Genomic DNA, 24,107 nt, shown 5'->3' on the forward strand with positions numbered 1-24,107 from the left:
ATATACAGATAAGGCTCGCCTAATCCGCTGGTTATGGTTACCATACTAGCAAACAAACCCCATCCACTGACTGTTCGTATTGCGACCCGTGAAGCCGTTCCAGGAATTTGCCGAGCTCTTCCAAATACTGCAAGCCCACTCCCCCCGAGACCTGTTGGTCCTCACCCCCAACAAGCGTTTGAGCCGCTTTTTGCGCGACGGTTTCAACCAGTACCAGGCCACCCGCCAGCCCGCCACAGCCTGGGCCACCCCCACCTGTTATTCCCTGCAGGGATGGTTGCAACAGGCCTGGGAAGCCCTGGCCCTGCGTCCGCAGCATCCCTTGCTGCAGCGGATGCCCCTGGCCCCCATGCAGGAACGTATCCTGTGGCAGCGGGTGGTGGCGGAGCATCCGGAAACACCCCCCTTGTTGAGCACCCGGGCCACCGGCAATCATGCCATGGAGGCCTGGCGCCTGTTGCGGCAGTGGGGGCTGCCGGTGCCCACCGACGGCGACAGTAACGGGCGCATCTTCGCCGCCTGGTGCGACGCCTTCAATCGTGAATGTGAGCAGCGGGGGGTGCTGTCCCAGGCCCAGGTGGCCGAGGTGGTGAGCGCCTGTCTGCAGGAGGGCGTGCTGCCTGCTCCTGCCACCGTGTTGCTGTACGGCTTTGACGAAATGACGCCCCAGTTCCAGGGGCTGCTGCAGGCCATGAGCGCCCAGGGCAGCCAGGTTGAGGAGTTGGACTGGCAGGCGCAGGCGCAGCAGAGCGTGCGTTATGAATTCAGTGACGAGGAAGCGGAAATCGAAGCGGCGGCCCTGTGGGCCCAGGCCCGTATCCAGGACAATCCCCAGCAACGCATTGCCGTGGTGATTCCCAAGCTGGCGCAACTGCGGGAAGCGGTGGAGCGCATTTTCACCCGTGTCTTCGAACCCCAGTACATTCTGCCGGGTCAGCCCCAGCATGCCCCCGGCTTTAATATTTCGGCCGGTCAGCCCATGGACGGGGTGCCGGTGGTGGCGGCAGCGTTGAACGTGCTCGCCCTTCAGCGCGGGCTGCTGGATATCGAAGCGGTGTCCCAGTTGTTGCGTTCCCCCTTTGTGGGCAGCAGCGGGGAACTGCCGGAACGGGCGCGGCTGGATCGGGAGCTGCGGCAGGGGGATCTCAGCCTCAGCCTGGCGCAGTTGCTGCGGGAACTGGGGCGCCGGGAGGGCGCCGCCGGGGCGCAGTATCGGTTTCGCTGTCCGGACCTGTACGCCGCCCTGGAGCGGCTGGACCAATTGCGCCAGAGTGCCCCCAAACAGCAACGGCCCAGTGAGTGGGCACCCTGGTTTCTCCAGTTGCTGACGGTGATGGGCTGGCCCGGGCAGCGTACCCTGGACACCCTGGAATTCCAGCAGGTGCAAGGTTGGCAGGAGGCGCTGCAGGCGTTTGCCGGTCTGGATGCAGTGTGCGGGGCCATCGATGGCGGCACGGCGCTGCAGTACCTGACGGTGTTGCTGAAGCACAACAGTTTTCAGGCCCAGACCAAAACGTCCCCCATCCAGATCCTGGGGGTGTTGGAGGCCGCCGGCCTGCCCTTTGATCATCTCTGGCTCATGAACATGGACGATGAAACCTGGCCGCCGGCGCCGGACCCCAATCCTCTTTTGCCCCTGGGTTTTCAGATTGAACACGGCATGCCGCAATCCTCGTCCCAGCGGGAACTGGAGTACGCCCGCCGCCTGTTGCAGCGTCTCAGCAGCAGTGCCCCGGTGGTGGCCTACAGCCACAGCCGACTGCAGGAGGACAAGCAGCTGCGGGCCAGCACCCTGGTGAGTGAGGTGCCCCTGCAGCCGTTCACCCTGAGCGCACCGGAATCCTTCGCCGGGCAATTGTTCCGGCAACGGGAGATCGAGACCTCCCTGGAAAGTTGTGGCCCCAAGGTGGTGGACGCGGCGACCATTCGTGGTGGTACCGGCATCCTCAAGGACCAGGCCGCCTGCCCGTTCCGCGCCTTTGCCCGCCACCGCCTGCACGCCGATGAGATGCCGCTGCCGGCCATGGGGTTGGACGCCCTGGAGCGGGGCAACCTGTTGCACAAGGTGATGGAACTGATCTGGCGCCGATTGCGGCATCAGCAACGGCTGCTGGAATTGTCCGAGGCGGATTTGCAGGATTTGATTGCCCGCTGCATTGAGGCCTCCCTGCAGGCCTTTGCGTTCCGCCATTCCGTGGGCAACCGCCTGCTGCAGATTGAAAGCCAGCGGCTGGCAACCCAGGTGCGGGCGTTTCTGGAGTTGGAAAAGCAGCGGGCGCCGTTCAGTGTGGTGTTCAACGAGGGTCGCAAAACGGTGAAGCTGGGCAAGTTGCCCCTCAACATTCGCTACGATCGGGTGGACCGGCTTGAGGACGGCAGCCTGTTTGTACTGGACTACAAAACCGGGCGCCAGGAGATTCGTTACTGGGAGGGGGAGCGGCCCGATGAGCCTCAGGTGCCGCTCTATTGTGTGGCTAATAGCGGCAAGGTGAGCGGTGCCGCCTTCGGCCAGATCACCGCCGATGAGATTGCCCTTAAAGGCATCGCCGAGGATGTCTCGGTGGCGCCGGGCATGAAAGGGCCGCAGGCCCTGATGCAGACAGACCAGCCTCACACAGACCAGGCCCAGACAGAACCGCCCCAGGCCAAGGCAACCGGGGATTGGGCTGCCCTCGTCGAACACTGGCGTGCCGTGCTGGAAAAACTGGCGCAGGAATTCATGGCCGGTGCGGCGGCGGTGGACCCGAAAAAAGCCGGGGTCACCTGCCGTTATTGCGAATTCAAACCCCTGTGCCGGATTCAGGATCAACCGGTGCAGCACGGCAGCGACGACGACGGCTCTGATGTCGGGGGGGAACGTTCATGACCACACAGCGTCGCCCGTCTGACCGGGAGCAGCGCCAACTGGCCCTGGACCCGGAACAATCTTTTATCTGTGAAGCCCCTGCCGGCAGTGGTAAAACCGAGCTGCTGACCCAGCGCTTCCTGAATCTGCTGACCCGGGTGGAGCGGCCGGAGCAGGTGCTGGCCATTACCTTCACCCGTAAGGCGGTGGGGGAAATGCGCGAGCGGATTCTCAGTGCCCTGCAGTCCGCCACCGGCCCGCAGCCCGGGGAAAGCCACAAACAGCAGACCTGGCAGCTGGCCAGTGCGGTGTTGCAGCGGGACCGGCAGCGCCAGTGGTCGTTGCTGGACAATCCCAACCGTCTGCAGATCAAAACCTTCGACAGCCTGTGTGCCTTTCTCACCAACAGCATGCCCCTGGAATCCGCCATTGGTTCCAAACCCCAGATCAGTGACGACAGTGAGGTGATCTACCGGCGGGCGGTACAGGCGTTGCTCGCTACCCTGGAATCCGCTGAACCCTGGAGCGAGGCACTGGCCACCCTGCTGCAGCAGATGGACAACCGCTTCGCCCGGCTGGAGGCGCTGCTGATGCAAATGCTGACGCGGCGGGAAGAGTGGCTGCCGTTGCTGGGCTATTCCTTTGGCCAGCAGCCGGACCCGCAGGCAGTGCGGGCCTCGTTGGAGCACAACCTGGGCAGCATCATTCGGGATTCGGTGGCGAAAATGCACGAACTGATTCCGCCGCCCCTACAACGGGAGCTGCTGGCACTGGCCGGATTTGCCGCTGCCAACCTCAAACGCATGCAACTGGACTCACCCATTCTGCACTGCCTGGATCTGGACCTGGATCACGCGCAGCAAAGCCTGCCCGGCTGGACCGAAGCAGACCTGCCCCGCTGGCAAGGCATCATCACCCTGCTGACCACCGCCAAAGGGGAGTGGCGCAAGACCGTCAATAAGAACACCGGTTTTCCCCCCGGCGACAATGCTCAGGAAAAACGGGAATGCAAGGCCCGCAAGGAACAGTTGCTGGAACTGATCGGGCAGCTGCAGGCCGTGGAAGGCCTCGATGACGCGGTGGCGGATATGCTGGTGCTGCCGCAGCCGCATTTCAGCGCCGAGCAATGGTGCCTGCTGGATGCCCTGACCCAGGTGTTGCCGGTGCTGGCGGCGCAGCTGCTGCTGGTGTTTCAGGAAACCAACAGCCTGGACTTTGCCGAGATCAGTATCCGTGCACGCCGGGCCCTGGGCGCCTTGGACGACCCCAGTCAACTGGCGCTGAAAATGGACTACCGGCTGCAGCACATTCTGGTGGACGAGTTTCAGGACACCTCCGCCAGCCAGGTGCAGTTGCTGAATCAGCTCACTGCCGGTTGGCAGCCCGGAGACGGCCGCACCCTGTTCTGCGTGGGGGATGCCATGCAGTCCATCTATGGGTTTCGGGGCGCCAATGTGGGCCTGTTCCTGAATTGCCGGGAACAGGGCCTGGAAAACGTGCCCCTGACCCCGCTGCGGTTGACCACCAACTTCCGTTCCCAGGCAGGAGTGGTGGAGTGGGTGAACCGTGTTTTCCAGCGGGCGTTTCCGACCGCCAATGACATTTCCACCGGCGCAGTGACCTATTCCCCCTCTGATGCCTTCCACCCGCAACGGGATGAGCGTTCCGTGTGGGTGCATGGCTTTGTGGAGAGTGAAAACCACGACAGCCGCGCCGAGGAAGCCCGGGTGATCCTGGAGCTTATTCAAACCTGCCGCAGCCGGCAGCCCGAGGCCAGCATTGCCATCCTGGTGCGCAACCGGCCCCATGCCGCCCACATCCTGCCGTTGCTGAAGGCCGCCGGGATCAGTTACCGGGCTCTGGATCTGGAGCTGTTGCAGGATCAGCCGGTGATCCAGGATCTGATGGCCCTGACCCGGGCCCTGTTGCACCCGGCGGATCGCACCGCCTGGTTGGCGGTGCTGCGGGCACCCTGGTGCGGCCTGAGCCTGGTGGATCTGGAAGCCATTGCCAATCTGCAACGTCCGGAACAGCGGGATTACGACACACTGTTTGTGCAGTTGGAGCAGGCCATGAGCGCGGGCTCAGCCAGCCATTCGCAAGCACAGAATGGGGATGCAGCACCGCTGCAGAATGATTTTTTCTTCGCTCCCCGGTCACAGCAGGGGCAGCCGGCGGGGCAGTTGCTCAGTGCTGATGGCCGGACCCGCCTGGCCCGGGTGCTGCCGATTCTGCAGCAGGCGGTTCTTAATGTGGAACGCAAAACCCTGCGCAGCTGGATTGAAGGCACCTGGCTGGCACTGGGCGGGGCGGCCTGCGTGACGGATGCCGAGGCGCTGAAGAACGCCGACAAGTTTTTCGGCCTGTTGTCGGGCTGGTCCCATGGCAGTGCCATCCCATCCCTGGACAGCCTGCAAAAAGCGGTGGAAAAACTCTATGCCGCACCGGACCCCAATGCCGACGACCGCCTGCAGATCATGACCATCCACAAATCCAAGGGGCTGGAATTCGATGTGGTGATCGTGCCCGCATTGCACAAGGCCCCCCGCAGCGACGATCCGGCGTTACTGCTGTGGCATGAACGCCTGAATAGCCGGGGCGAGATGGAGCTGGTGATGGCTCCCATTACCGCAGTGGGGCGGGACAAACACCCCACCTACCGCCATTTGCAGATGGAAGACAGCAAGAAAAGCCGATACGAATCCTGTCGCCTGTTGTATGTGGCCTGCACCCGGGCCAAACAGGCGCTGCATTTAACCGCCCAGGTGAAAGCGGATGAGGCCCGGGCACCGGAGCTGAAGCCACCGGCCAAGTCGTCCCTGCTTTACAGTATCTGGGAGCCGGTGCAGTTACAGGTGCAGCGTTACGACAGCACGGTGCCGGCGGTCATGGCCCGCACCGGGTTTGCGCCCCGTCCGTTGCAGCGGTTGCCCCGCCATTGGCAGCCGCCGCCGTTACCCGCCGGCCATCTGCTGGAGCCGTTCGTGCCCCGCTATGAATACGGGGATGCCAGCAACCGGGTGGAGCTGAGCTGGCAGGATGCCACCCCGCGGGCGGTGGGCACCCTGGTGCACCGTTACCTGCAGCACATCGGCAACAGTGGCATCCAGCGCTGGCGCGTCGATGGCATTCGCGCCCTTGAACCGGCCATGGCCGTAGCGTTGTCGGGCCTGGGGGTGCCCCGCCCCCGCCTGTCTGCGGCGGTGGACAAGGTGAGCCTGGCCCTGCAGATGGTGCTGCAGGACAGCAGGGCGGAGCATTTTCTTTCCCACAAGCACCCGTTCCACGCCAGTGAATACCCCATCACCTTTGCCAGTTCGGTGGGCCCCAAGAACCTGCAGATCGACCGGGTCTTCACCACCTCGCAGGGCACCACCTGGCTGGTGGACTATAAAACCAGTGAACCGGAAGCGGGCCAGTCCCTGGACAGCTTCATTGCTCAGGAGCTGGAGCAATACCAGGCACAACTGAGCCTGTATCAGCGGGCGCTGCAGGCGGCGGGCTTCAGCAAAGTGAAAAAGGCGCTTTACTTTCCCCTGATCACACACTGGCAGGAGGTTGGTTAATTTCCAGCTGAGCCGGGCCGGAACAAATGTTAGGATACCCGCCAACAGATTTTCAGCAGCAGTGCAGGTCAGGGGTTTTACATGGTGGGTATCGCTCACGAACAGCAAATTTTTGGGCGCTTCTTTGAATCGACGCCGGCGTTTTTACGCGGCCCGGAGGTCCTCACTGAACAGGCCCTGTTCGCCCGCTTCTTTGACCGGGATGCAGCCAAACAGGCCTTGCTGGCACCCGCCCCTGCCAAGCCGGTGGTGGGTGCGGTGGCCGATGAGGCCACGGTCCGCTCCACCCTCGAATCTGTCCCTGAGTCCGTCTCTAAATCCGCGCCCCAGCCTGCCCTGGAACCTGTACCGGAATCTGCAGCAGAGCCGGTGTCCTTTTTCGCCCGGGTCAAACAGGGCCTGTCCCGCACCCGCGCCGGACTCAGCGACGGTCTGGCGGGTCTGTTGCTGGGCAAAAAAGCCATCGACGACGACCTGTTGGAAGAAATTGAAACCCAGCTGCTGGTGGCGGACGTGGGTATGGACGCCACCAGCAAGATCATTGCCGCCATCACGGAGCGCATGAACCGCAAGGAACTGAAAGATTCCGACGCCCTCTACGATGCGCTCAAAGAGGAAATGGCCAAGGTGTTGCGCCGCTCCGATGACGGCGGTGGCCTGCACATTGAGAGTGGCAAGCGGCCGTTTGTGATTCTGATTGTCGGGGTCAACGGCGTGGGCAAAACCACCACCATCGGCAAGCTGGCCAAGAAACTCCAGCAGGAAGGCAAGTCGGTGATGCTGGCGGCGGGGGATACCTTCCGCGCGGCGGCCGTGGAGCAATTGCAGGTCTGGGGTGAACGCAACAACATCCCGGTGGTGGCCCAGCACACCGGCGCCGACAGTGCTTCGGTGATTTTCGATGCGGTGCAATCTGCCCAGTCCAAAGGGGTGGATGTACTGATCGCCGATACCGCCGGTCGCCTGCACACCAAGAGCAACCTGATGGACGAGCTGTCCAAGGTGAAGCGGGTGATGGCGAAACTGGACGCCAGTGCGCCCCACGAAGTCATGCTGGTACTGGATGCCGGTACCGGGCAGAACGCCCTCAGCCAGGCGGAACAATTCCACCAAGCAGTGGGGGTGACCGGGATCACGCTCACCAAACTGGACGGCACCGCCAAGGGCGGTATCGTGTTTGCCATTGCCGCCAACCTGGGACTGCCCATCCGTTACATCGGGGTGGGGGAGCAGATCGATGACCTGCGGCCATTCGAGGCGGATGAATTTGTGCGGGCGTTGTTTGATCGTTGAGTTTGTTTGCTCACGCAGCTGGGTGGTTAGGATTGGCACGGAGCAGAGGTTGGGGATTGGCGTTCAAGACCGTCAGCGGCCATGGACGGCCGCTGTCGAGCGCACAGGGATGTGCTTGTAGCGAGTCTTGAACGCCACTCCCCGGTCTCTGCGGAAGTAAGATATAACGCTATCTGGATTCTATGATTCACTTCCAAAAAGTCAGTAAACGCTACGACAACGGTAAAGACGCCCTGCTTAACGTCAGCTTCGAGCTGGATCAGGGTGAGCTGACCTTTCTTACCGGGCATTCCGGGGCGGGCAAAAGCACCCTGCTGAAACTCATTATGTTGATCGAGCGTCCCAGTGGCGGCCGCATGGTGGTGTGCAACCAGGATGTCTCCAAGGTGGGGCGTTCCGCCATTCCTTATTATCGCCGCCAGATCGGTATGGTGTTCCAGAACCACCAGCTGCTGTTCGACCGCACCGTGTACGATAACGTGGCCCTGCCCTTGATCATTGCCGGCTACCGGCCGCGGGAAACCGGGCGCCGGGTGCGGGCCGCCCTGGATAAAGTGGGCCTGCTGGACAAAGAAAACCTCAATCCCATTGCCCTCTCCGGTGGTGAGCAGCAACGGGTGGGCATCGCCCGGGCGGTGGTGAACAAGCCCCAGATCCTGATCGCCGATGAGCCCACCGGCAACCTGGACCCGGCATTGTCTGCCGAGATCATGGACCTGTTCGACCAGTTCTCCCAGGTGGGGGTAACCGTGCTGATCGCCACCCATGACCTGGGCCTGATCGCCCGTTACGACCACCGGCTGTTGTCCCTGGATTCCGGCCAGTTACTCAGTGATGGCACCGATCACATCCCCGCCGACCCGGACCACAGTATCTACACTGGGGGCTACTGATGAGCCAGACCACTGCTTCCAATCAGGCCCCGAAAGGCGCCACTACGGCCCGCACCACCTTCAAACAACGCTTTGAGAGCTGGCGTGAGCACCATAAAGAGGTGGCCCTGGAAAGCCTGAGCCGGCTGCTGGCCACCCCCCTGCCGACCCTGATGACCATTCTGGTGATTGCCATCGCCCTGAGCCTGCCCGCTGGGCTCTATGTGATGCTGAAGAACGCCGAATCCATCAGTGACGATTGGGACGGCAGCGCCCAGATCTCCCTGTTTCTCAGTTTCAAAACCTCGGCGGAACAGGGGCGGAAGCTGGCGGACGACCTGGCCAAACGCCCGGATGTGAAACGCACCGAGTACATTTCCCGCGAGCAGGCCCTGGCGGAGTTCGAAGAACAGAGTGGCTTTGGCGATCTGCTGCAGGAGCTGGGGGAGAACCCTCTGCCGGCCGTGGTGGTGGTGTACCCGGCGGTTACCGATCTGGAGGCGGCGGAAAAGCTGCGCCTGGATCTGGCCAGAAAAGGGGAAGTGGACCTGGCGCAACTGGACGCCCAGTGGGTCCAGCGCCTGTATGCCATTCTGGACCTGGGGCGGCGCCTGGTGGTGGCGCTCAGCATCGGCTTGGCCTTGGCGGTGTTGCTGGTGATCATCAACACCATTCGCCTGGCCATCGAAAGCCGCCGCGATGAGATCATCATCGTCAAGCTGGTGGGGGGCACCGACGCCTTTGTGCGGCGCCCGTTCATGTACACCGGCCTCTGGTACGGCCTGGGGGGCTGCCTGGTGGCATTGCTGCTGATCCAGACGGTGTTGTGGTGGCTGGATGAACCGGTGCAGGCCCTGTCAGAGCTGTACCGCAGCCAGTTTCAGCTCAGCGGGCTGGGGCTGGAGGTGTCCTTCCTGATGCTGGTGGGCAGTATCGCCATCGGCCTGATTGGGGCTCGCCTGGCGGTGAGCCAACACATTCGCGCCATCGAGCCGGGTTAATCGCATCCATGCATTGAACTCACACGGCCTTGCCGTAGGGCACAAGATAAAAGTCCTTGAATATCTTGTCATACTCCGACATTGACCAATATTGCGTGAACCAGGTAGTGAATTTGTCCTGGCTGGGAAACCAGAATTCACCGTAATTTGGGTCAAAGAAGGTGACGTCCTCCGACCCTACATAGGCCGCCATGGCGTGCCCCACCTGGCTATTGTTGTGCTGGCCCTTGATCACAATCAGCACATAGGACCCTCCCAGGGTATTGAGAAACTTCTTGTGTAACCGATTAGCCAGGCAGAAGCCGTTAGCACCGGTTCCAATGCGGGCGTTTTGGTTGCCCAGAAAGGACGCACTCACCATTTGGCGCCGTTTTACATCATACAGCTCCAGATAGCGGTCGGTTACATAGTCCTGATAGGTCAAACCCAGAGTGTATTTGTATTTCGTGGTGGGGTTACCCAGGGAAGTAAAGCGGGCTCCGGAGGAGGCATCGACATAGTTGTGCATCAGTTGCACCACTGCTGCCTTGTTTACCGTGGTGGTTCCAGGCAGGAACAGCCAGTTCCACAGGCTGTCGTCATTGGCATGTTGCGCAATCCATTTGGCTGACAGCGCCTGACAAATACCATCTGCTGTCAGTGGGGACTGTTTGATTATGTCATGGGTGCCCCGGTTACCCTGCGAATACTCAATGTAGCAACCGGACTGCTCCAGGCAGGTGAAGTTGATTAAGCTGCTTCTGCTCATGTTATTTCCTTATTGTATCCAGTGAATGGGTGTAATCCTGATACGGTGCCTAAATGGACAAAGTTGCAGGTGCAGCTGCTGGACGGTGCAGTTGAAGGGCAAAACGGGATTTTGAACCCTCTCCAAATGACGTGTGTAATCGCTTACTATCATTGCATGTCGCAAGATATGTGGGGCTGTTGGTGGTTGCTGCGATTCCTGTTAAAAAATACCAAATCCGACCCTTGAAGCCCTTGAAAATGGCCCAAGGAAACCCCAACAATAACAGTCCTGAGAATGATCCCGTCCCTGGGGAATACCACGGAATCAGGGAACTTTTGGCGGAATTAGCACTCGAATGTTCAGAGTGCTAAACTCAGTCAGACCCAATGGAGGTTTAACGATATGAACACTGCCCTTCAACCTGCTTTTGTCACCGCGCCCGGGGTCAACCTAGAGGCCTATGTGCAGTCCGTGCAGACTGTGCCGGTACTGAGTGCAGAAGAAGAAAAGGCACTGGCTGAAAAACTGTATTTCGACGGTGATGTGGATGCCGCCCGCCAGCTGGTATTGTCCCATCTGCGCTTTGTGGTGCACATCGCCAAATCCTATAACGGTTACGGTCTGCCCCAGGCGGATCTGATCCAGGAAGGCAATGTGGGCCTGATGAAAGCGGTCAAACGCTTCGACCCCACCGTGGGCGTGCGGCTGGTATCTTTCGCCGTGCACTGGATCAAGGCAGAAATTCATGAGTACGTGCTGCGCAACTGGCGCATCGTGAAAATCGCCACCACCAAAGCCCAACGCAAACTGTTCTTCAACCTGCGCAGCCAGAAAAAACGCCTGGGCTGGATGAGCAGTGACGAGATCAATGCCATCGCCGCCGATCTGGGGGTGGATGCCGCCGACGTGCGGGAAATGGAAGGTCGCCTCGGAGCCTACGACGCCTCGTTTGATGCGCCGGTGGATGCCGATGATGAAAGCGCTGGTCAGGCGCCCGTGTATTATCTGGAAGACCGCTCCATGGACCCGGCCGCCATGCTGGAAGCGGACGACTGGGAAACGGCCCATAACGAACGCCTGTATGAAGCCCTCACCACGCTGGATGAACGCAGCCGCGATATCCTGCAGCGACGCTGGTTTGATGAGGACAAAGCCACCCTGCACGATCTGGCGGCCAAGTACGATGTGTCTGCAGAACGCATCCGCCAGTTGGAAAAAAACGCCATGAAAAAGCTCAAGGCCCACATGTTGGAAGCCTGACGCGATCTTCGGAAATGGCCATAAAGGGCTGTCAAAAGGCTGATCTTACGATCGGCCTTTTTTATTTACGCAGTGTAATAAACCTTAACTGAAATCGCCCTGATTAGGCGGTATACTCAATCCTGTTTTGCTTCGGCTTGGTATTTTTTTAGGGATTACAGATGAAGTTTGTCCGTGTTGCTGGCTTGGCACTGGCCGCTTTAGTATGCGTCGTATTCGCCGACGATGCCATGGAAGCCACCAAAGGGGTGTTCACCACCCAGATCGCAGAGAGCGGCTCCGCGTTGGATGGCCTGTGGGTGTCCAACTGTTATGCGTTCGAGGGAACCTATCAGGTACGCACCTTCGAATTTGTGCTGGATCACCTGGCCACCATCACCACCATCAGTTATCCAGATGCCCACTGCGCGGAACAGCCCTTGGGGTCCACCGTGATTTCCGCCACCTGGGATTTGGGGGATACCCTGGTCACCGAGGAAGGCCTGTTGGCCTATCGGCTGGACGTCCTGCTCAAAGCCGGGCCACGCCAGGAACTCACCACCGTCAAACAGGTGGTGCATTTTCAGAATCAATCCTTCATCCTCGGCATCGGCAGCCAGTTGAACCGCTATCCTGAACGGCTGGATTGGGAAATTCACTTCTCCCGTTTTAACCCGGCCGACTGATCTCTCAAACACGTCACTCCTCAGCGCCCTTTAACGATTCGCTACGCCTCCGGCGGTGCGTTTGCGCACCGACGCGTAATAGATCAATGGAATCACCACCAGCACCAGTACTGTGGAAAACAGCAGGCCACTGACGATGGTGGCGGCGATGGGACCCCACAGCAGGGATTTGCCACCCACCCCCACCGCCAGGGAAAACAGCCCGGCGATGGTGGTGGTGGAGGTGATCAGAATCGGCACCACCCGGCGGCGGCCGGCGTAGATGGTGGCGTGCAGGGGGCTCATGCCCATTTGCAGGCGGCTGTTGGCGGCGGACATCAGCACAATGGCGGAATTCACCGAGATCCCCGACAGAGCGACCACGCCGTACATGGAGGTGAAACTCAACGGGTTGTTGGTGAGCACCAGGCCGAACACCACGCCAATGAAGGCCAGGGGCACCGAGACCAGAATCATCAGCGGTTGCAGATAGCTTTTGAACTGGGTGCCCAGAATCAGATAAATCAGGCACAGCCCCATGACAAACAGATTGATGATGCCGCTGAGGTTTTCCTCGATATCATCGAGCACGCCGGAGAAGTCCAGGTCGACGCCGGGATGCTGGCCGCGAATGGTATCCCAATACTCCCGGATCAGGTCGTTGGCTGCCACCACATCCAGTTGGCTTTCATCGATGTCGCCGTTGATGGTGATGGAGCGCTTGAAATTGTAGTGACGAATGTTCTGGTAGCCGGAACCGTATTCCGCCTGCAACAGGGTGCTGAGGCGCACCGTGCCGCCGTTGGCGGTGGTGAGTGTGGTGCTCAACAGATTGTCCAGATTGTCGTCGCCATCGGTACGGGCCAGCAGGCGGATGTCCACTTCCTCACCGAAGCTTTGGTAGCGACCGATTAACAGGCCGTCCACCCGGCTTTGCAGGGCACTGGTCACCACCTGGGGCGCAATGCCGGCCCGCTGGATGGCGTCGCCGTCCAGGGTCAGTTTTAATTGCGGACTGCCGGTTTTGAAATCCGTGTTGATGTTTTTGAAGCGTGGGTCCGCCTGCAGGTGGGCAGAGATCTTGTCCACCACGTCCTGAATGTCTTCAAAGCGGTCCCCGCGCACTTTGACGCTGATGGGTTGCCCCACCGGCGGGCCGTCCTCCAGCACCAGCACCGAGACTTTGGATTCCCCCAGCTGCTCCCCCACCGCAGCTTCCACGGCGGCAATCAGACTGTAGGTATCGCGCATATCACCGCGAATGGGGTTAAGGCTGATGAAGGCCTGGCTGTAGTTCTCGCCGAAATAGGGTTCAGTCTGGGTGAACATGATGCCGCTGTAGGCCACGCTGGCTCGCACTTCCTCCGGCTCCAGCACCGCCAGGGCTTTTTGCTCCAGTTGTTCGGCCACGTCCATGGACTCATGGATGGTGTAACGGGCCGGGGATTCCGCGTTGATGTACAGCACCCGATAGGGATCGGCGGCAAAAAAATTCACCTGGATGACCCCGCTGGCCAGCAGCAGTCCGGCCAGCACCGCGACGCCCAGAATGCCCAGCAAAGAGCGTATGGGATGGCGCATGACCCGGATCAACAGCAGGCTGTAATAGTGGCGGATGTTGCGGGAAAAGTGCTGGCGTTTGCGTTGCAGCGCGGATTCTTTATCAAAGTTCACGCGAATGGCGGATACGTGGGCGGGGAGCATCCAGAACGCTTCCAGCAGGCTCACCGCCAGGGCGATACACACCACCAGGGGAATCACCCGCAGGAAATCCCCCATAAAACCGGGCAGCAACATCAATGGCAGAAACGCAGCGATGGTGGTGAGTACGGAAGTGAACACCGGCGCGGCCACTTCCTGCAGCGCCTCGATGGCGGCATCCATGGCCGAGTAACCCTGTTGCAGGCGGTAATAAATGGTTTCCACCACCACTACAGCATCGTCCACCAGCATGCCCAGGGCGATCACCACTCCCAATAGCACGGTGTTATTCAGGCTCATGTCCATGGCCTGCAGAATGAAAAACGTGGCCGCCAGGGTGAAGGGAATGCCGATGCCGGTGAGCAGGGCGATGCGGCCCCCGAGAAACACAAACACCACCAGGATCACCAGGCTGAGACCGATGCCGGCGTTCCATTGCATGGTGCGGATGGCATCCCGGGTGCTGATGGTCTGGTCGTCCACCAGTTCCAGGTGGTAACCCTGCGGGATCACCACATCCTGCTCCCGCTCGATGAAGCGGTTGAGGTTGTCCAGCAGCTGCAGTGTATTGGCCTGCTCCTGTTTGGTGATGTTGAACATGATGGCGGGCCGGCCCTGGAAGTGGGCAAGAATGGATGGCTCGGCGCTGCTGCGATAGATCTCCGCCAGGCTGCCCAGGGGCACCACTCCCTGCGCGGTCACCACCGGGAAGGCTTCCAGTTCATTGAGGGAGCTGCTGGTGCCTTCCAGCCGCACCAGCCAGCGGCCGCTGGCGGTATTCAGGTCGCCGATGGCCACATCGCTGAAATAGGCGCGCACGGTGGCCGCCAGGTCGTTGGGGTTGATGGCCAGGCCCAGTAATTTTTCCGGATAGAAGGCGATGTGCAGTTCCGGGTCCTCACTGCCCATCTTCAGCACTTCGTCCACCCCCGGCTGTCGTTCCAGGGCCAGTTTCAGATTGGCGGCATAGCGGCGAAAGGTTTCGTCGGGGGACTGCGCGGTGAGCACCAGACTGGCGGTGGGGAAACCGGAGGAGGTGGTGATTTCGCGGATCTGGGGATCAAGGGCTTCGTCCGGCAGTAGATCGGTGTAGACGTTCTGCACTTCCCGCCGCAGATCCGCCACCCGTTCGCGGAACTCGGTTTTGCTCAGCTGATTGAAGCGCACCAGAATCGAGGACACGCCCTCCCGACTGGTGCTGGTGACAAAACGCAGATCCCGTACCGTGCTGCTGATGGTGTCTTCGATGGGATCGGTGATGCGTTTTTCCACATCAATGGACGAGGCACCGGGCAGGGCGGTGGTGATGTCGATCCAGTTGAAATTGATCTCCGGATCGCGGGCGCGGGGCATATCCTGATAAGCCAGGATGCCGAGGATGATCACCAGGCCAAACGTCAGGTTGGCCAGGACGTGATTTTCGAGAAAACGCCGCAGCAGCTTCACGGTAAGGGGTCACCTGAATTCAGTGGGCCCAGGCCTTTCACCACGATGAGCGTATCCTCTGCCAGCTCCAGGGGTGCACTGCGGCCAGGGATGGCGTTGGGCAGGGCAATGAAGCGCGCCTTGCCTTCCTGTTTGATGAACACACCCCATTGACCCTCCCGTTTCACCACATACTGGGCGGGAACAAAGCTGCGTGGATCGGTCCACACCAGTTTGCCCGCCGTGCCCGGTGGCGGCGCCTGATCACGGAACGCCAATCGGATCTCCTGATCGCGGGTTTCCGTATTCACAATGCCGCCGCTGCGCAGCAGGGTCACCGGATAGGACTGGTCGGCAACGAACGCTAACGCCGCTTGTTGCAGTTGCGAGACCTCGTGCGGCTTGATCAGGGCGGACAGTTCCAGTTGCCGGGTATCCACAATGGTGATCAGGGGGGTGCCGACTGCGGCCAGCTGCCCGACGCTGGCGATGCGTTGGGTGATGATGCCGTCGAAGGGGGCTTTGATCTGGCAGCGTTTCACATCCAGTTGTGCTCGTTGCAGGTTGATGCGGGCCTGCAGTTGTTCTGCCTGCCGGGCGATGGCTTCGGCGTTGGCGGTGTCCAGGCTTTCGCGGGAGGTTAAATCTTTCTGCATCAATTGCGCGGCGCGATCCTGTTGGGTTTTGGCCAGGTCCAGGCGCGCCTTGGCGATGGTAATACCGGCTTCCGCCAGTTGCAGGGCCAGATTGAAATCGGTGCAATCCAGTTGCAGCAGTGTCTCGCCCTTTTTCACCTGTTGGCTGACGCCCACCGGAATCGCCGTGACGGTGGCCTGCAGTTGGGCACTCAAGGTGGTGTGGTTGAGGCTGACGGCGGTGGCGGGTGCCTGGCGTGCGGGATGCTCGGCAATCTGGGCCAGGGTGATAGCGCGCTTGTTGTCGGCAGCAAAAACAGCGTGCCCCAGGCCCATGCCCAGGGTCAAAAACAGCAGACAGAAAGCGCGCGTTGCAGTGGTCATGGCAGCCTGAATCATCAAAAAATGAACAGGCAGCATAGCGATAGGCCTAGGACAATGCAACGCGCAAGACCAGCGCCTGCGGTAATTAATCTGTCATAAATCAGGCGGTGTGAGCGTCCTCATCGTAGCGAATGGCCTGCAGGGATTTAAGGCCGCTTTTTTGATTGGCAGCGGTTGCCATCCTGCGTTCTTCGGCACTGGCATAGCGGGCGTCCCAATCCAGTACCTTGGGCGTCATCAATTTGTGCCACAGGGGGGGAACCAAGGCAATGGCGATGGTGGTAAGGTAGCCGTTGATCATCATGGGTGCGTCCCGATAGGGTTGCAGTTCATGATAGGGCACCTCTCCCTGGGCGTGATGATGGGAGTGCCGGGTGAGATTGAACATGGACCAGGAACTGAAGCGCTTGTTGGTGTTCCAGGAGTGGCGTGGCTGCACCGGTGTTTCTGGGTTGCGCACCATGCCGTAGTGTTCCATGTAGTTCACGATTTCCAGTAACGCCTTGCCCCACACCCCGGCGGCGCTGAAAAACAGCACACCGGCCCAACCGGCAACCCAATACGATGCCAGCAGGATGGTGGCACTCATCAGGTAACCGCGGATGGCAACATTGTGGAGGGAGAACAGGCGCTGGCGTTTTTTCTGCAGGCGCGCCTGTTCGATGCGCCAGGCACTGAGGTTGCCACGCAGGGTGGAAATCACAATGTGGGCGTAAACGTTGCGACCCCGGGGTGCGGTGGCAGGGTCTTCGGTTGTGCTGACGTAACGATGGTGACCATAGACATGTTCGATGGCGAAGTTGCTGTCGAAACTGAACGCCAGCAGCCAGCGCCCCACCCACATGGAGATCGGGTCCCAGGTGCGGTGGGTCAACTCATGGCCGGTGATGGTGCCCACCATGCCGATCATCAGGCCGGTCAGGATCACACCCCAGAACAGGTTCCAGCCGCTGTTGCTGTCTCGGGCCGCCAGCATGTCATAGCCACTCAGTTGCTGGATGAGGGCACCGTAGCCCAACGGGTCCACTGCAGCGGTTTGCCACAGTCCGCTCACCTGCCATAAAAAGGTGAACAGGATGAAGGCCAGTAGTGGCAACGCCAGCCACAGTTGCCAGGTGAGGATTTCCGGGCGGGCGTAATCGGGCACGCTGATGTCGTCACCGAGCACGGCATCCAGTAACACATAGCCACAGAAGATGGCGAGGAAACCGTAGGTCATCCAGTCTCCACCCAGGGTGAGAAACAGGGCCGACAACAGGCCGATGCCGTGAAACAGAAAAAATTTGAGATAGTGGAACATGGCAGTGTCCTTATGAGCTTGATGGGGCTTGTTGTATGTTATTGGGCGTTTGCCTGGCTGGATTGATCCAGAAACTTGTCGCTGAAACATTGCTGTGGGGGAATACCCAGTTGCTGCAGCTTATGTTCAGCGGCATCCAGCATGGCCGGGGGGCCGCACAGATAGGCCTGACTCCGGGGATCGCAATATTGCTCCAGGTGATCCGTCACCAGGCCGCGGGCGCCGTTCCAGTCGGAAGCGGCGGGCTCTTCCGACAACACCGGGATAAACCGGAAGTCCCCCGCCCACTGTTCCTGCAGTTGTTGCAGCTCCGCCAGGCAATACAGATCCTGTTGGCTGCGGGCACCGAACAAAAAGGTGACCGGGCGCGGGTTGCGGTGGGCCAGGGCGTCCTCCAGCAGGGCTTTGATGGGCGCCAGCCCGCTGCCCCCTGCGATGCAGAGGATGGGCTGGGCAGGGCTCTCCCGCAGATAAAAGTCGCCATAGGGGCCCTCCAGCCGTACCCGGGATGCCAGTACCGGGCCCTGGGCCCAGCTGGACATCTCGCCACCGGGCACCTGGCGGATAAAAAAGCGCACCCGGCGTTGACCTGAGGCGGTGGCCGGGGTGGCGAAGGAATAACTGCGGGGTGTGTCGATGTGCCCCGGTACCGACAGCCGTGCGTATTGGCCGGCGGCGTAGTGCAGGGCCTGGTTGGATTCCGGCTCCAGCTCGATGTCCAGGGCAGTAATGTCGTGGGTCAGGGCCTGCTGGGCCACCACCGTCCCCCAGCAGCGGATCGGGTCCGGAGCCTGGACCGGTGGCTGGTCCAGGGCGATGTGGACCTCGCCCCTGGGCACGGACTGGCAGGCCAGGATGTAGCCCTGGTCCAGCTCCTCAGCGGACAGCACATAGGCCGCTTCGGTGAGTTCCTTCACCTTGCCCCGGGTCAGCCGGCACTTGCAGGTGGCGCATCCCCCCACGCGACAGCTGTGAGGAAAGCGTATACCCTGTCGCAGGGCCGCATTGAGGATGGTTTCCTTGTCGCCCACGGGCAGCGGCGTGGGGGTGCCCTCGATGTGGAGCAGCTTGGGCTGCGAGGCTTTGAATAAACCGAACATGGCATTTCCTGATTTCTAATAATTGTTAGATTGTCCTACAATCCAACTGAAAGATAGCCAATCTCCCTTCGAACTGCAAGCGGTGGCCACCGGGTCACGGGGAAATTTTTGTAACCGCGGCGGGTTCCGCGGGTAAAATGGCGGCACATGTACCACAGCGTTGGGGGAAAACATGAAAATTTTCATTGTGATAGGACTGTTCGCCATGGCCCTGGGGGTGATTCTGGGGGCCTTTGGTGCCCATGGTTTGAAGGGGAAAATCGAGCCCAACCTGCTGGCGGCGTACCAGACCGGTGTGGAATACCACCTCTACCACGCCCTGGGATTGCTGTTGGTGGGGTTGCTGGCCTTTCACTTCCCCCAGGCGGCGGGCTTCAAATGGGGCAGCTGGCTGTTGCTGTGGGGCATCCTCCTGTTCTCCGGCTCCCTTTACCTGATGGCGTTTACCGGGCTGCGCTGGCTGGGGGCGATCACCCCGCTGGGGGGTACCGCCTTCATTGTGGGCTGGGTTTGGATTGCCTGGTCTGTGATCAGATCCATGTAAAATATTGGCGCAAGCCTTTACGGGCTGTCATCAATTCAACACAATAGTCAGCCAGCTGAAAATGGACGTTTTATAAACGAATTAGCCATGACACAACCTACCATCACAGACACGATCACTGTCACCGTCAATGGTGACGCGCAACAGGTGGCGGCCGGTTCTACGGTGGCCGATCTGGTGGCGTCCATGGACCTGGCCGGGCGCCGGGTGGCCGTGGAATGCAATCTGGAGATCGTGCCCAAAGCCGCCCACGCCAGCACCCGGCTGCAGGCCGGTGATGTATTGGAAATTGTGCATGCCATCGGCGGCGGCTGAGCCGCCCCCCGCTGTCACCCATTCAAGGAATCAGGCCCATCATGACTCAGACCTTCACAGACACCCCGCTCAAAGTTGGACAACGCGAATTCCGATCCCGCCTGTTGGTGGGTACCGGCAAGTACAAGGATCTGGAGGAAACCCGCCTGGCCATCGAAGCCAGTGGCGCCGAGATCGTCACCGTGGCGGTGCGCCGCACCAACATCGGCCAGAACCCGGATGAGCCCAACCTGCTGGACGTGATCCCACCGGACCGCTACACCATCCTGCCCAACACAGCCGGCTGCTACAACGCCAAGGACGCGGTGCGGACCTGCCGCCTGGCGCGGGAGCTGCTGGATGGCCATAACCTGGTGAAGCTGGAGGTGCTGGGGGATGAAAAAACCCTGTTCCCCAACGTGGTGGAAACCCTGTCCGCCTGTGAAACCCTGATCAAGGACGGCTTTGAAGTGATGGTGTACACCTCGGACGATCCCATCATCGCCAAGGAGCTGGAGCAGATGGGGTGTGTGTCGGTGATGCCTTTGGCGGCCCCCATCGGCAGTGGCCTGGGCATCCGCAATCCCTATAACATTCGCATGATTCTGGAAGACGCCAAGGTGCCCATCATTGTGGACGCCGGTGTGGGTACCGCTTCGGATGCCGCGGTGGCCATGGAACTGGGCTGTGAAGGGGTGTTGATGAACACCGCCATCGCCGCGGCCCGCAACCCGGTGCTGATGGCGTCGGCCATGCGCAAGGCCATTGAAGCCGGCCGTGAGGCGCACCTGGCCGGGCGCATGCCGAAAAAACTCTATGCCAGTGCGTCCTCGCCCATCGAAGGCACGTTTTTCTAATCGCAGTAGTGCAGGTAATCCCATTGAACGACCGCAACACCCAAGCCACTGAACAACCCCTGCGCCGCCTGCGCAGTTTTGTGCGTCGCCAGGGGCGCATGACCGAAGGTCAGAGCCGCGCCCTGGACACCCTGTGGCAGGACTATGGCCTGAATCTGCAGCAGGGCGTCATCAACTATACTGATGTCTTCGGTGGCGATGGCCCGGTGATCCTGGAAATCGGCTTTGGTGACGGCGTGTCCCTGTTGCAGATGGCCCAGGCGGCGCCGCAGAAACACTTCATCGGTGTGGAGGTGCATCGCCCCGGTGTGGGCAAGCTGATCAACGATGCCCATCACGCCGGTGTGCACAACATCCGGGTGTTCTGTGAGGACGCCATTGAAGTGTTGCAGCACTGCATTCCCGACCAGAGCCTGGACGGCGTGCAATTGTTTTTTCCGGACCCCTGGCACAAGAAACGCCACAACAAACGGCGCATCGTGCAGGCGGAGTTTGCGGCCAACATCCGGCGCAAACTGAAAGTGGGCGGCTATTTCCATATGGCCACCGATTGGGAGCCCTATGCTGAACACATGATGGAGGTGATGTCCGCCGCTGAGGGTTATGACAATTCGGCGGGTGCAGGCCACTATGCGCCAAAGCCGGATTACCGGCCCAGTACCAAGTTCGAACGGCGCGGTGAGCGCCTGGGGCATGGGGTTTGGGATTTGATATTCGTGAAAACACACTGAGCCGCATTGGGGCTCATAACAATAAGAAGAGCACCATCAAGAAAGGAACCATGTTAATGCATCGCATTTTTGTCGCACTGCTTCTCTGTGCGTGCACCCTGGCCCAGCCGGTTCGGGCCTCGATACCGGAAGACAGCGCGTTGTTGATGCCGCAACCGTTCCAGAACTGGAAAACCCTGCAGACCGAGCACTTCCGCATCAATTACCGGGATCAGCATCTGGCCTTTGCCCAACGCCTGGCGGCGGTGGCGGAGACGGTCTATGCCAAGCAGACCCCGCGTCTGCAATGGGAGCCGGCCAAACCCACTGAAGTGGTGATCATTGACAGTTACGACGGCTCCAACGGGGGCGCCAGCGTGCTGCCCTTCAACCGCTTTTTCATTTTCATGAATGCACCGGTGGACGGCGAGCTGCTGGATAACAGTCCCTGGATCGAGCAGGTGTTCACCCACGAATTTGTGCACATCCTGCACCTGGATCAAAGTTCCGGTGGACAGACTTTTCTGCGCAACGTGTTCGGGCGCTTCTTTTTTGCCTTCCCGCAGATCTTCAGCCCCTCCTGGGTCTCCGAAGGCATCGCGGTTTATGAAGAGACCGATGTGGAAAAAGGTTTCGGTCGTGGCCAGAGCGTGTTTTACGACGCCATGATGCGGGCGGAGTATCTGAAGGGGTTTCGCAGCTTTTCCCAGACCAGTTACCAGGGCTATTGGGGCACGGACTGGCCTTCCGGTCAGGTCTATTTATATGGCTACTACTTTTTTGAATTCCTGAGGGCGCAGTACGGTGAGGAGAAGGCGTTCGAGTATCTGCGCAATTGGAACAACAACATCATTCCCTGGCGCATGCAGGCCCGCGCCCAGCAGGTATTCGGTGTCAGTGCCGAGGCGTTGTGGGACCAGTTTGAAACGTATCTGGATGCAAAATTCGGTCGCCAGATGGCACGCCTGCCGGTGGTGGAGTACAACGAGATCGTCGCCGACGGGCGCGTGAACGGCAATCCGGTCTGGCTGGCGGACGGCAACCTCTACTACTACCGGGAAGACGGTCGCCAACATCCGTCATTGCAGCAGGTTTCGGCGGAGGGCGTGGAAACCAGGCTCAGCGACGTGGTGGAGTTGCTGCAGTTTGATGTGCATCCCCAGGCCGGTGTGTTGATGTCGCGGCATTCAATCTGCAACAACGTGGATGTCTATGCGGATCTGTATCGCCTGCAGGACAACGGTCGCTGGCAGCGCATCACTGAGTGTGGCCGTTACCCCCGTATCGCCTGGTCCCATTCCGGCCAACAGATCGCAGCAGTGCACACCGACCGGGGTTTGTCGCAGATTGCCATTCTGGATGATCGTGGCACCCTGCTGCAGATGCTGCCGGCCCTGGGGCAGGGGGAAGTGATCGGCCATATCGCCTGGTCTCCTGATGATCGCAAACTGGTGGCGGCGGTGCGGCGCGAACGCAGCGGCTGGAATCTGGAAATCCTCGACCTGGCCCGCAACCTCTGGACACCGCTGACCCGCAATACGCATCTGGAACAGCGCCCCCGTTTTTCCGCCGATGGCCAGTGGGTGTACTTTATTTCCGATCGGGAAGGGTTGATGAACCTGCGCCGGCTGCGGCTGGCGGACGGCCAGGTGCAAACCGTCACCCGCACCCAAACCGCCATTCTGGATTACAGCCTCAGTGCCGATGAGCAGCGGGTGCGGGTGGTGGAATACTCCCCGGACGGTTGGCGTATTCGGGAGCAGGCGTTGCAACCCTGGGGCAGCGAGTATGCCGGCCTGTGGCAGGAGCGGGCGCCGCTGCAGTCCATCGTGAATCAGCCGGGTTACTCAGTGGAGTCCTATACCGACATTGAGGATTATTCTCCCCTCCACACCATCGCCCCCACCTCCTGGTTTGCGTTCCTGTATGCGGACAGCGACGACAATAACTGGATTCAGTTTATTCTGCAGGGCCAGGATGTGCTCGGTTATCACCAATGGCAGCTGGCGCCGGCCTATTACTTCGACAAGGAAAAATTCGGCGGCAGCCTGGCCTATATTGCCTATCACCGGCTGGCGCTGCTGGCGGAGCGGGAGTGGGACACAATTCAGGATGAAGAGGCGGGGGCGCCGGGCATCTGGAGCGAGGAAACCCGTTACCAGGCGGTGTGGCAACAACCTTTCAACAGTTTCGATGGCAGTTTCGAATTCGACCTGGGCATGGGCAAGGAAGACGTGAAACGCATCATCGACGACGTGGAGTTCGATTCCTATGAGGATAATATTGTAGGCCTGTCCCTGAACTGGTCCGACTACGAATACTATCTGCATTCCATCAGCGTGGAGGACGGCCGTCGCATCAAGCTGCAGGCTGAGCACTACAATGCCTTCGGCGACGGCTATCACGACGGCGACGTCTACAGTCTGGATTGGCGAGAGTACCTGAGCCTGTTCGACAATCATGTGCTGGCGTTACGGGTAGTGTTGGGGCAGGCAGACGACACCGCCAAGTCCTTCCAATTGGGGAACGAACTGGATGAGTTGCAGACCCTGGGGGCTTCCATCGGCTTTGGCCGCACCGGATACACCCTGCGTGGCTATTCCGATAACCAGGCGGAACTGGAGGGGGATAACCTGCGCCTGTATTCCCTGGAATACCGCCTGCCGCTGGGGGAATGGTTCGACGGTTTAACCTCATTGCCGGTGGGGTTGGGCAAAGCCGGGGTGCATGTGTTTGTGGACCACGGTGCGGCCTGGGATAGCGGCGACAGCCACGAGTTCTATACCGGCGTGGGGGTGGAGTTGCGCCCGGACCTGCTCATCGGGTACTCCACGTTCAAGCTGGAGAGCACCCTGGGCTATGCCCGGGGGCTGGATGACGAAATCGGCGAAAGTACCCTCTACCTGCGCCTGGGTGCCAATTTCTAAACCGGCCTCGCCCCCGAAA

Annotated in this window: 17 protein-coding genes; 12 read left to right on the forward strand and 5 right to left on the reverse strand. The window is 60.3% G+C overall.

Annotation, left to right across the window (positions count from 1 at the left end):
* Window positions 1–88: 88 nt before the first annotated feature.
* From D9N14_RS15520 to ftsX, 5 genes are all read left to right on the forward strand, one after another.
* Window positions 89–2,866, forward strand: coding sequence for a PD-(D/E)XK nuclease family protein (locus tag D9N14_RS15520; protein ID WP_290581317.1), 2,778 nt, complete (start codon window positions 89–91; stop codon window positions 2,864–2,866).
* Window positions 2,863–6,411 carry a UvrD-helicase domain-containing protein gene (locus D9N14_RS15525; RefSeq protein WP_290581319.1) on the forward strand — a complete coding sequence of 1,183 codons (3,549 nt, stop codon included), beginning with the start codon at window positions 2,863–2,865 and terminating at the stop codon, window positions 6,409–6,411. The genes D9N14_RS15520 and D9N14_RS15525 overlap by 4 nt, the downstream gene beginning before the upstream one ends.
* An 81-nt stretch (window positions 6,412–6,492) precedes the next feature.
* The gene (gene ftsY, locus D9N14_RS15530) at window positions 6,493–7,704 is read left to right on the forward strand and encodes a signal recognition particle-docking protein FtsY (protein WP_290581322.1); all 1,212 of its coding nucleotides are present in this window, start codon (window positions 6,493–6,495) and stop codon (window positions 7,702–7,704) included.
* A gap of 182 nt (window positions 7,705–7,886) precedes the next feature.
* Window positions 7,887–8,597 carry a cell division ATP-binding protein FtsE gene (ftsE, locus tag D9N14_RS15535; RefSeq protein ID WP_290581324.1) on the forward strand — a complete coding sequence of 237 codons (711 nt, stop codon included), beginning with the start codon at window positions 7,887–7,889 and terminating at the stop codon, window positions 8,595–8,597.
* The gene (ftsX, locus tag D9N14_RS15540) at window positions 8,597–9,577 is read left to right on the forward strand and encodes a permease-like cell division protein FtsX (protein WP_290581326.1); all 981 of its coding nucleotides are present in this window, start codon (window positions 8,597–8,599) and stop codon (window positions 9,575–9,577) included. Before ftsE ends, ftsX begins: the two co-directional genes overlap by 1 nt.
* A 19-nt stretch (window positions 9,578–9,596) precedes the next feature.
* Here ftsX and D9N14_RS15545 read toward each other — a convergent pair whose 3' ends face one another.
* Complete coding sequence (locus D9N14_RS15545; RefSeq protein ID WP_290581329.1) at window positions 9,597–10,325, reverse strand: YopT-type cysteine protease domain-containing protein; 729 nt, start codon at window positions 10,323–10,325, stop codon at window positions 9,597–9,599.
* 384 nt (window positions 10,326–10,709) lie between these two features.
* Here D9N14_RS15545 and rpoH point away from each other — a divergent pair, with 384 nt between their 5' ends.
* The gene (rpoH, locus tag D9N14_RS15550; RefSeq protein ID WP_290581331.1) at window positions 10,710–11,567 is read left to right on the forward strand and encodes an RNA polymerase sigma factor RpoH; all 858 of its coding nucleotides are present in this window, start codon (window positions 10,710–10,712) and stop codon (window positions 11,565–11,567) included.
* A 161-nt stretch (window positions 11,568–11,728) separates the two neighbouring features.
* Window positions 11,729–12,232 carry a hypothetical protein gene (locus D9N14_RS15555; RefSeq protein WP_290581333.1) on the forward strand — a complete coding sequence of 168 codons (504 nt, stop codon included), beginning with the start codon at window positions 11,729–11,731 and terminating at the stop codon, window positions 12,230–12,232.
* A gap of 30 nt (window positions 12,233–12,262) precedes the next feature.
* Here D9N14_RS15555 and D9N14_RS15560 read toward each other — a convergent pair whose 3' ends face one another.
* The 4 genes from D9N14_RS15560 to D9N14_RS15575 form a co-directional block, all read right to left on the reverse strand.
* Window positions 12,263–15,358, reverse strand: coding sequence for an efflux RND transporter permease subunit (locus D9N14_RS15560; RefSeq protein WP_290581335.1), 3,096 nt, complete (start codon window positions 15,356–15,358; stop codon window positions 12,263–12,265).
* Window positions 15,355–16,356, reverse strand: a complete 1,002-nt coding sequence (locus D9N14_RS15565) for an efflux RND transporter periplasmic adaptor subunit (protein WP_290581337.1) — start codon at window positions 16,354–16,356, stop codon at window positions 15,355–15,357. The genes D9N14_RS15560 and D9N14_RS15565 overlap by 4 nt, the downstream gene beginning before the upstream one ends.
* Before the next feature lie 100 nt (window positions 16,357–16,456).
* Window positions 16,457–17,656, reverse strand: a complete 1,200-nt coding sequence (locus D9N14_RS15570) for an alkane 1-monooxygenase (protein WP_290581339.1) — start codon at window positions 17,654–17,656, stop codon at window positions 16,457–16,459.
* 38 nt (window positions 17,657–17,694) lie between these two features.
* A complete protein-coding gene (locus tag D9N14_RS15575; protein ID WP_290581341.1) occupies window positions 17,695–18,756 on the reverse strand; it encodes an NADH:ubiquinone reductase (Na(+)-transporting) subunit F in 1,062 nt (353 codons plus the stop codon).
* Window positions 18,757–18,928: 172 nt separating this feature from the next.
* Between D9N14_RS15575 and D9N14_RS15580 the strand changes: the two genes are divergently transcribed.
* From D9N14_RS15580 to D9N14_RS15600, 5 genes are all read left to right on the forward strand, one after another.
* On the forward strand, window positions 18,929–19,300 hold the full coding sequence (locus tag D9N14_RS15580) for a DUF423 domain-containing protein (RefSeq protein ID WP_290581343.1): 372 nt from the start codon (window positions 18,929–18,931) through the stop codon (window positions 19,298–19,300).
* A gap of 87 nt (window positions 19,301–19,387) precedes the next feature.
* Window positions 19,388–19,615: a sulfur carrier protein ThiS gene (thiS, locus tag D9N14_RS15585; RefSeq protein ID WP_290581345.1), complete on the forward strand. Its 228-nt coding sequence runs from the start codon at window positions 19,388–19,390 to the stop codon at window positions 19,613–19,615.
* A 41-nt stretch (window positions 19,616–19,656) separates the two neighbouring features.
* Window positions 19,657–20,451, forward strand: a complete 795-nt coding sequence (locus D9N14_RS15590) for a thiazole synthase (RefSeq protein ID WP_290581347.1) — start codon at window positions 19,657–19,659, stop codon at window positions 20,449–20,451.
* A gap of 23 nt (window positions 20,452–20,474) precedes the next feature.
* Complete coding sequence (trmB, locus tag D9N14_RS15595) at window positions 20,475–21,182, forward strand: tRNA (guanosine(46)-N7)-methyltransferase TrmB (RefSeq protein ID WP_290581349.1); 708 nt, start codon at window positions 20,475–20,477, stop codon at window positions 21,180–21,182.
* A gap of 56 nt (window positions 21,183–21,238) precedes the next feature.
* Window positions 21,239–24,088: a hypothetical protein gene (locus D9N14_RS15600; RefSeq protein WP_290581352.1), complete on the forward strand. Its 2,850-nt coding sequence runs from the start codon at window positions 21,239–21,241 to the stop codon at window positions 24,086–24,088.
* Window positions 24,089–24,107: the final 19 nt, after the last annotated feature.

The organism is Ketobacter sp. (assembly GCF_003671495.1).
Classification (GTDB): domain Bacteria; phylum Pseudomonadota; class Gammaproteobacteria; order Pseudomonadales; family Ketobacteraceae; genus Ketobacter.

Coding starts and splice junctions, on each gene's coding strand:
- D9N14_RS15525 (WP_290581319.1), top strand. CDS start 2,863: ATGACCACACAGCGTCGCCCGTCTGACCGGGAGCAGCGCCAACTGGCC.
- ftsY (WP_290581322.1), top strand. CDS start 6,493: ATGGTGGGTATCGCTCACGAACAGCAAATTTTTGGGCGCTTCTTTGAA.
- ftsE (WP_290581324.1), top strand. CDS start 7,887: ATGATTCACTTCCAAAAAGTCAGTAAACGCTACGACAACGGTAAAGAC.
- ftsX (WP_290581326.1), top strand. CDS start 8,597: ATGAGCCAGACCACTGCTTCCAATCAGGCCCCGAAAGGCGCCACTACG.
- D9N14_RS15545 (WP_290581329.1), bottom strand. CDS start 10,325: ATGAGCAGAAGCAGCTTAATCAACTTCACCTGCCTGGAGCAGTCCGGT.
- rpoH (WP_290581331.1), top strand. CDS start 10,710: ATGAACACTGCCCTTCAACCTGCTTTTGTCACCGCGCCCGGGGTCAAC.
- D9N14_RS15555 (WP_290581333.1), top strand. CDS start 11,729: ATGAAGTTTGTCCGTGTTGCTGGCTTGGCACTGGCCGCTTTAGTATGC.
- D9N14_RS15565 (WP_290581337.1), bottom strand. CDS start 16,356: ATGACCACTGCAACGCGCGCTTTCTGTCTGCTGTTTTTGACCCTGGGC.
- D9N14_RS15570 (WP_290581339.1), bottom strand. CDS start 17,656: ATGTTCCACTATCTCAAATTTTTTCTGTTTCACGGCATCGGCCTGTTG.
- D9N14_RS15575 (WP_290581341.1), bottom strand. CDS start 18,756: ATGTTCGGTTTATTCAAAGCCTCGCAGCCCAAGCTGCTCCACATCGAG.
- D9N14_RS15580 (WP_290581343.1), top strand. CDS start 18,929: ATGAAAATTTTCATTGTGATAGGACTGTTCGCCATGGCCCTGGGGGTG.
- thiS (WP_290581345.1), top strand. CDS start 19,388: ATGACACAACCTACCATCACAGACACGATCACTGTCACCGTCAATGGT.
- D9N14_RS15590 (WP_290581347.1), top strand. CDS start 19,657: ATGACTCAGACCTTCACAGACACCCCGCTCAAAGTTGGACAACGCGAA.
- D9N14_RS15600 (WP_290581352.1), top strand. CDS start 21,239: ATGCATCGCATTTTTGTCGCACTGCTTCTCTGTGCGTGCACCCTGGCC.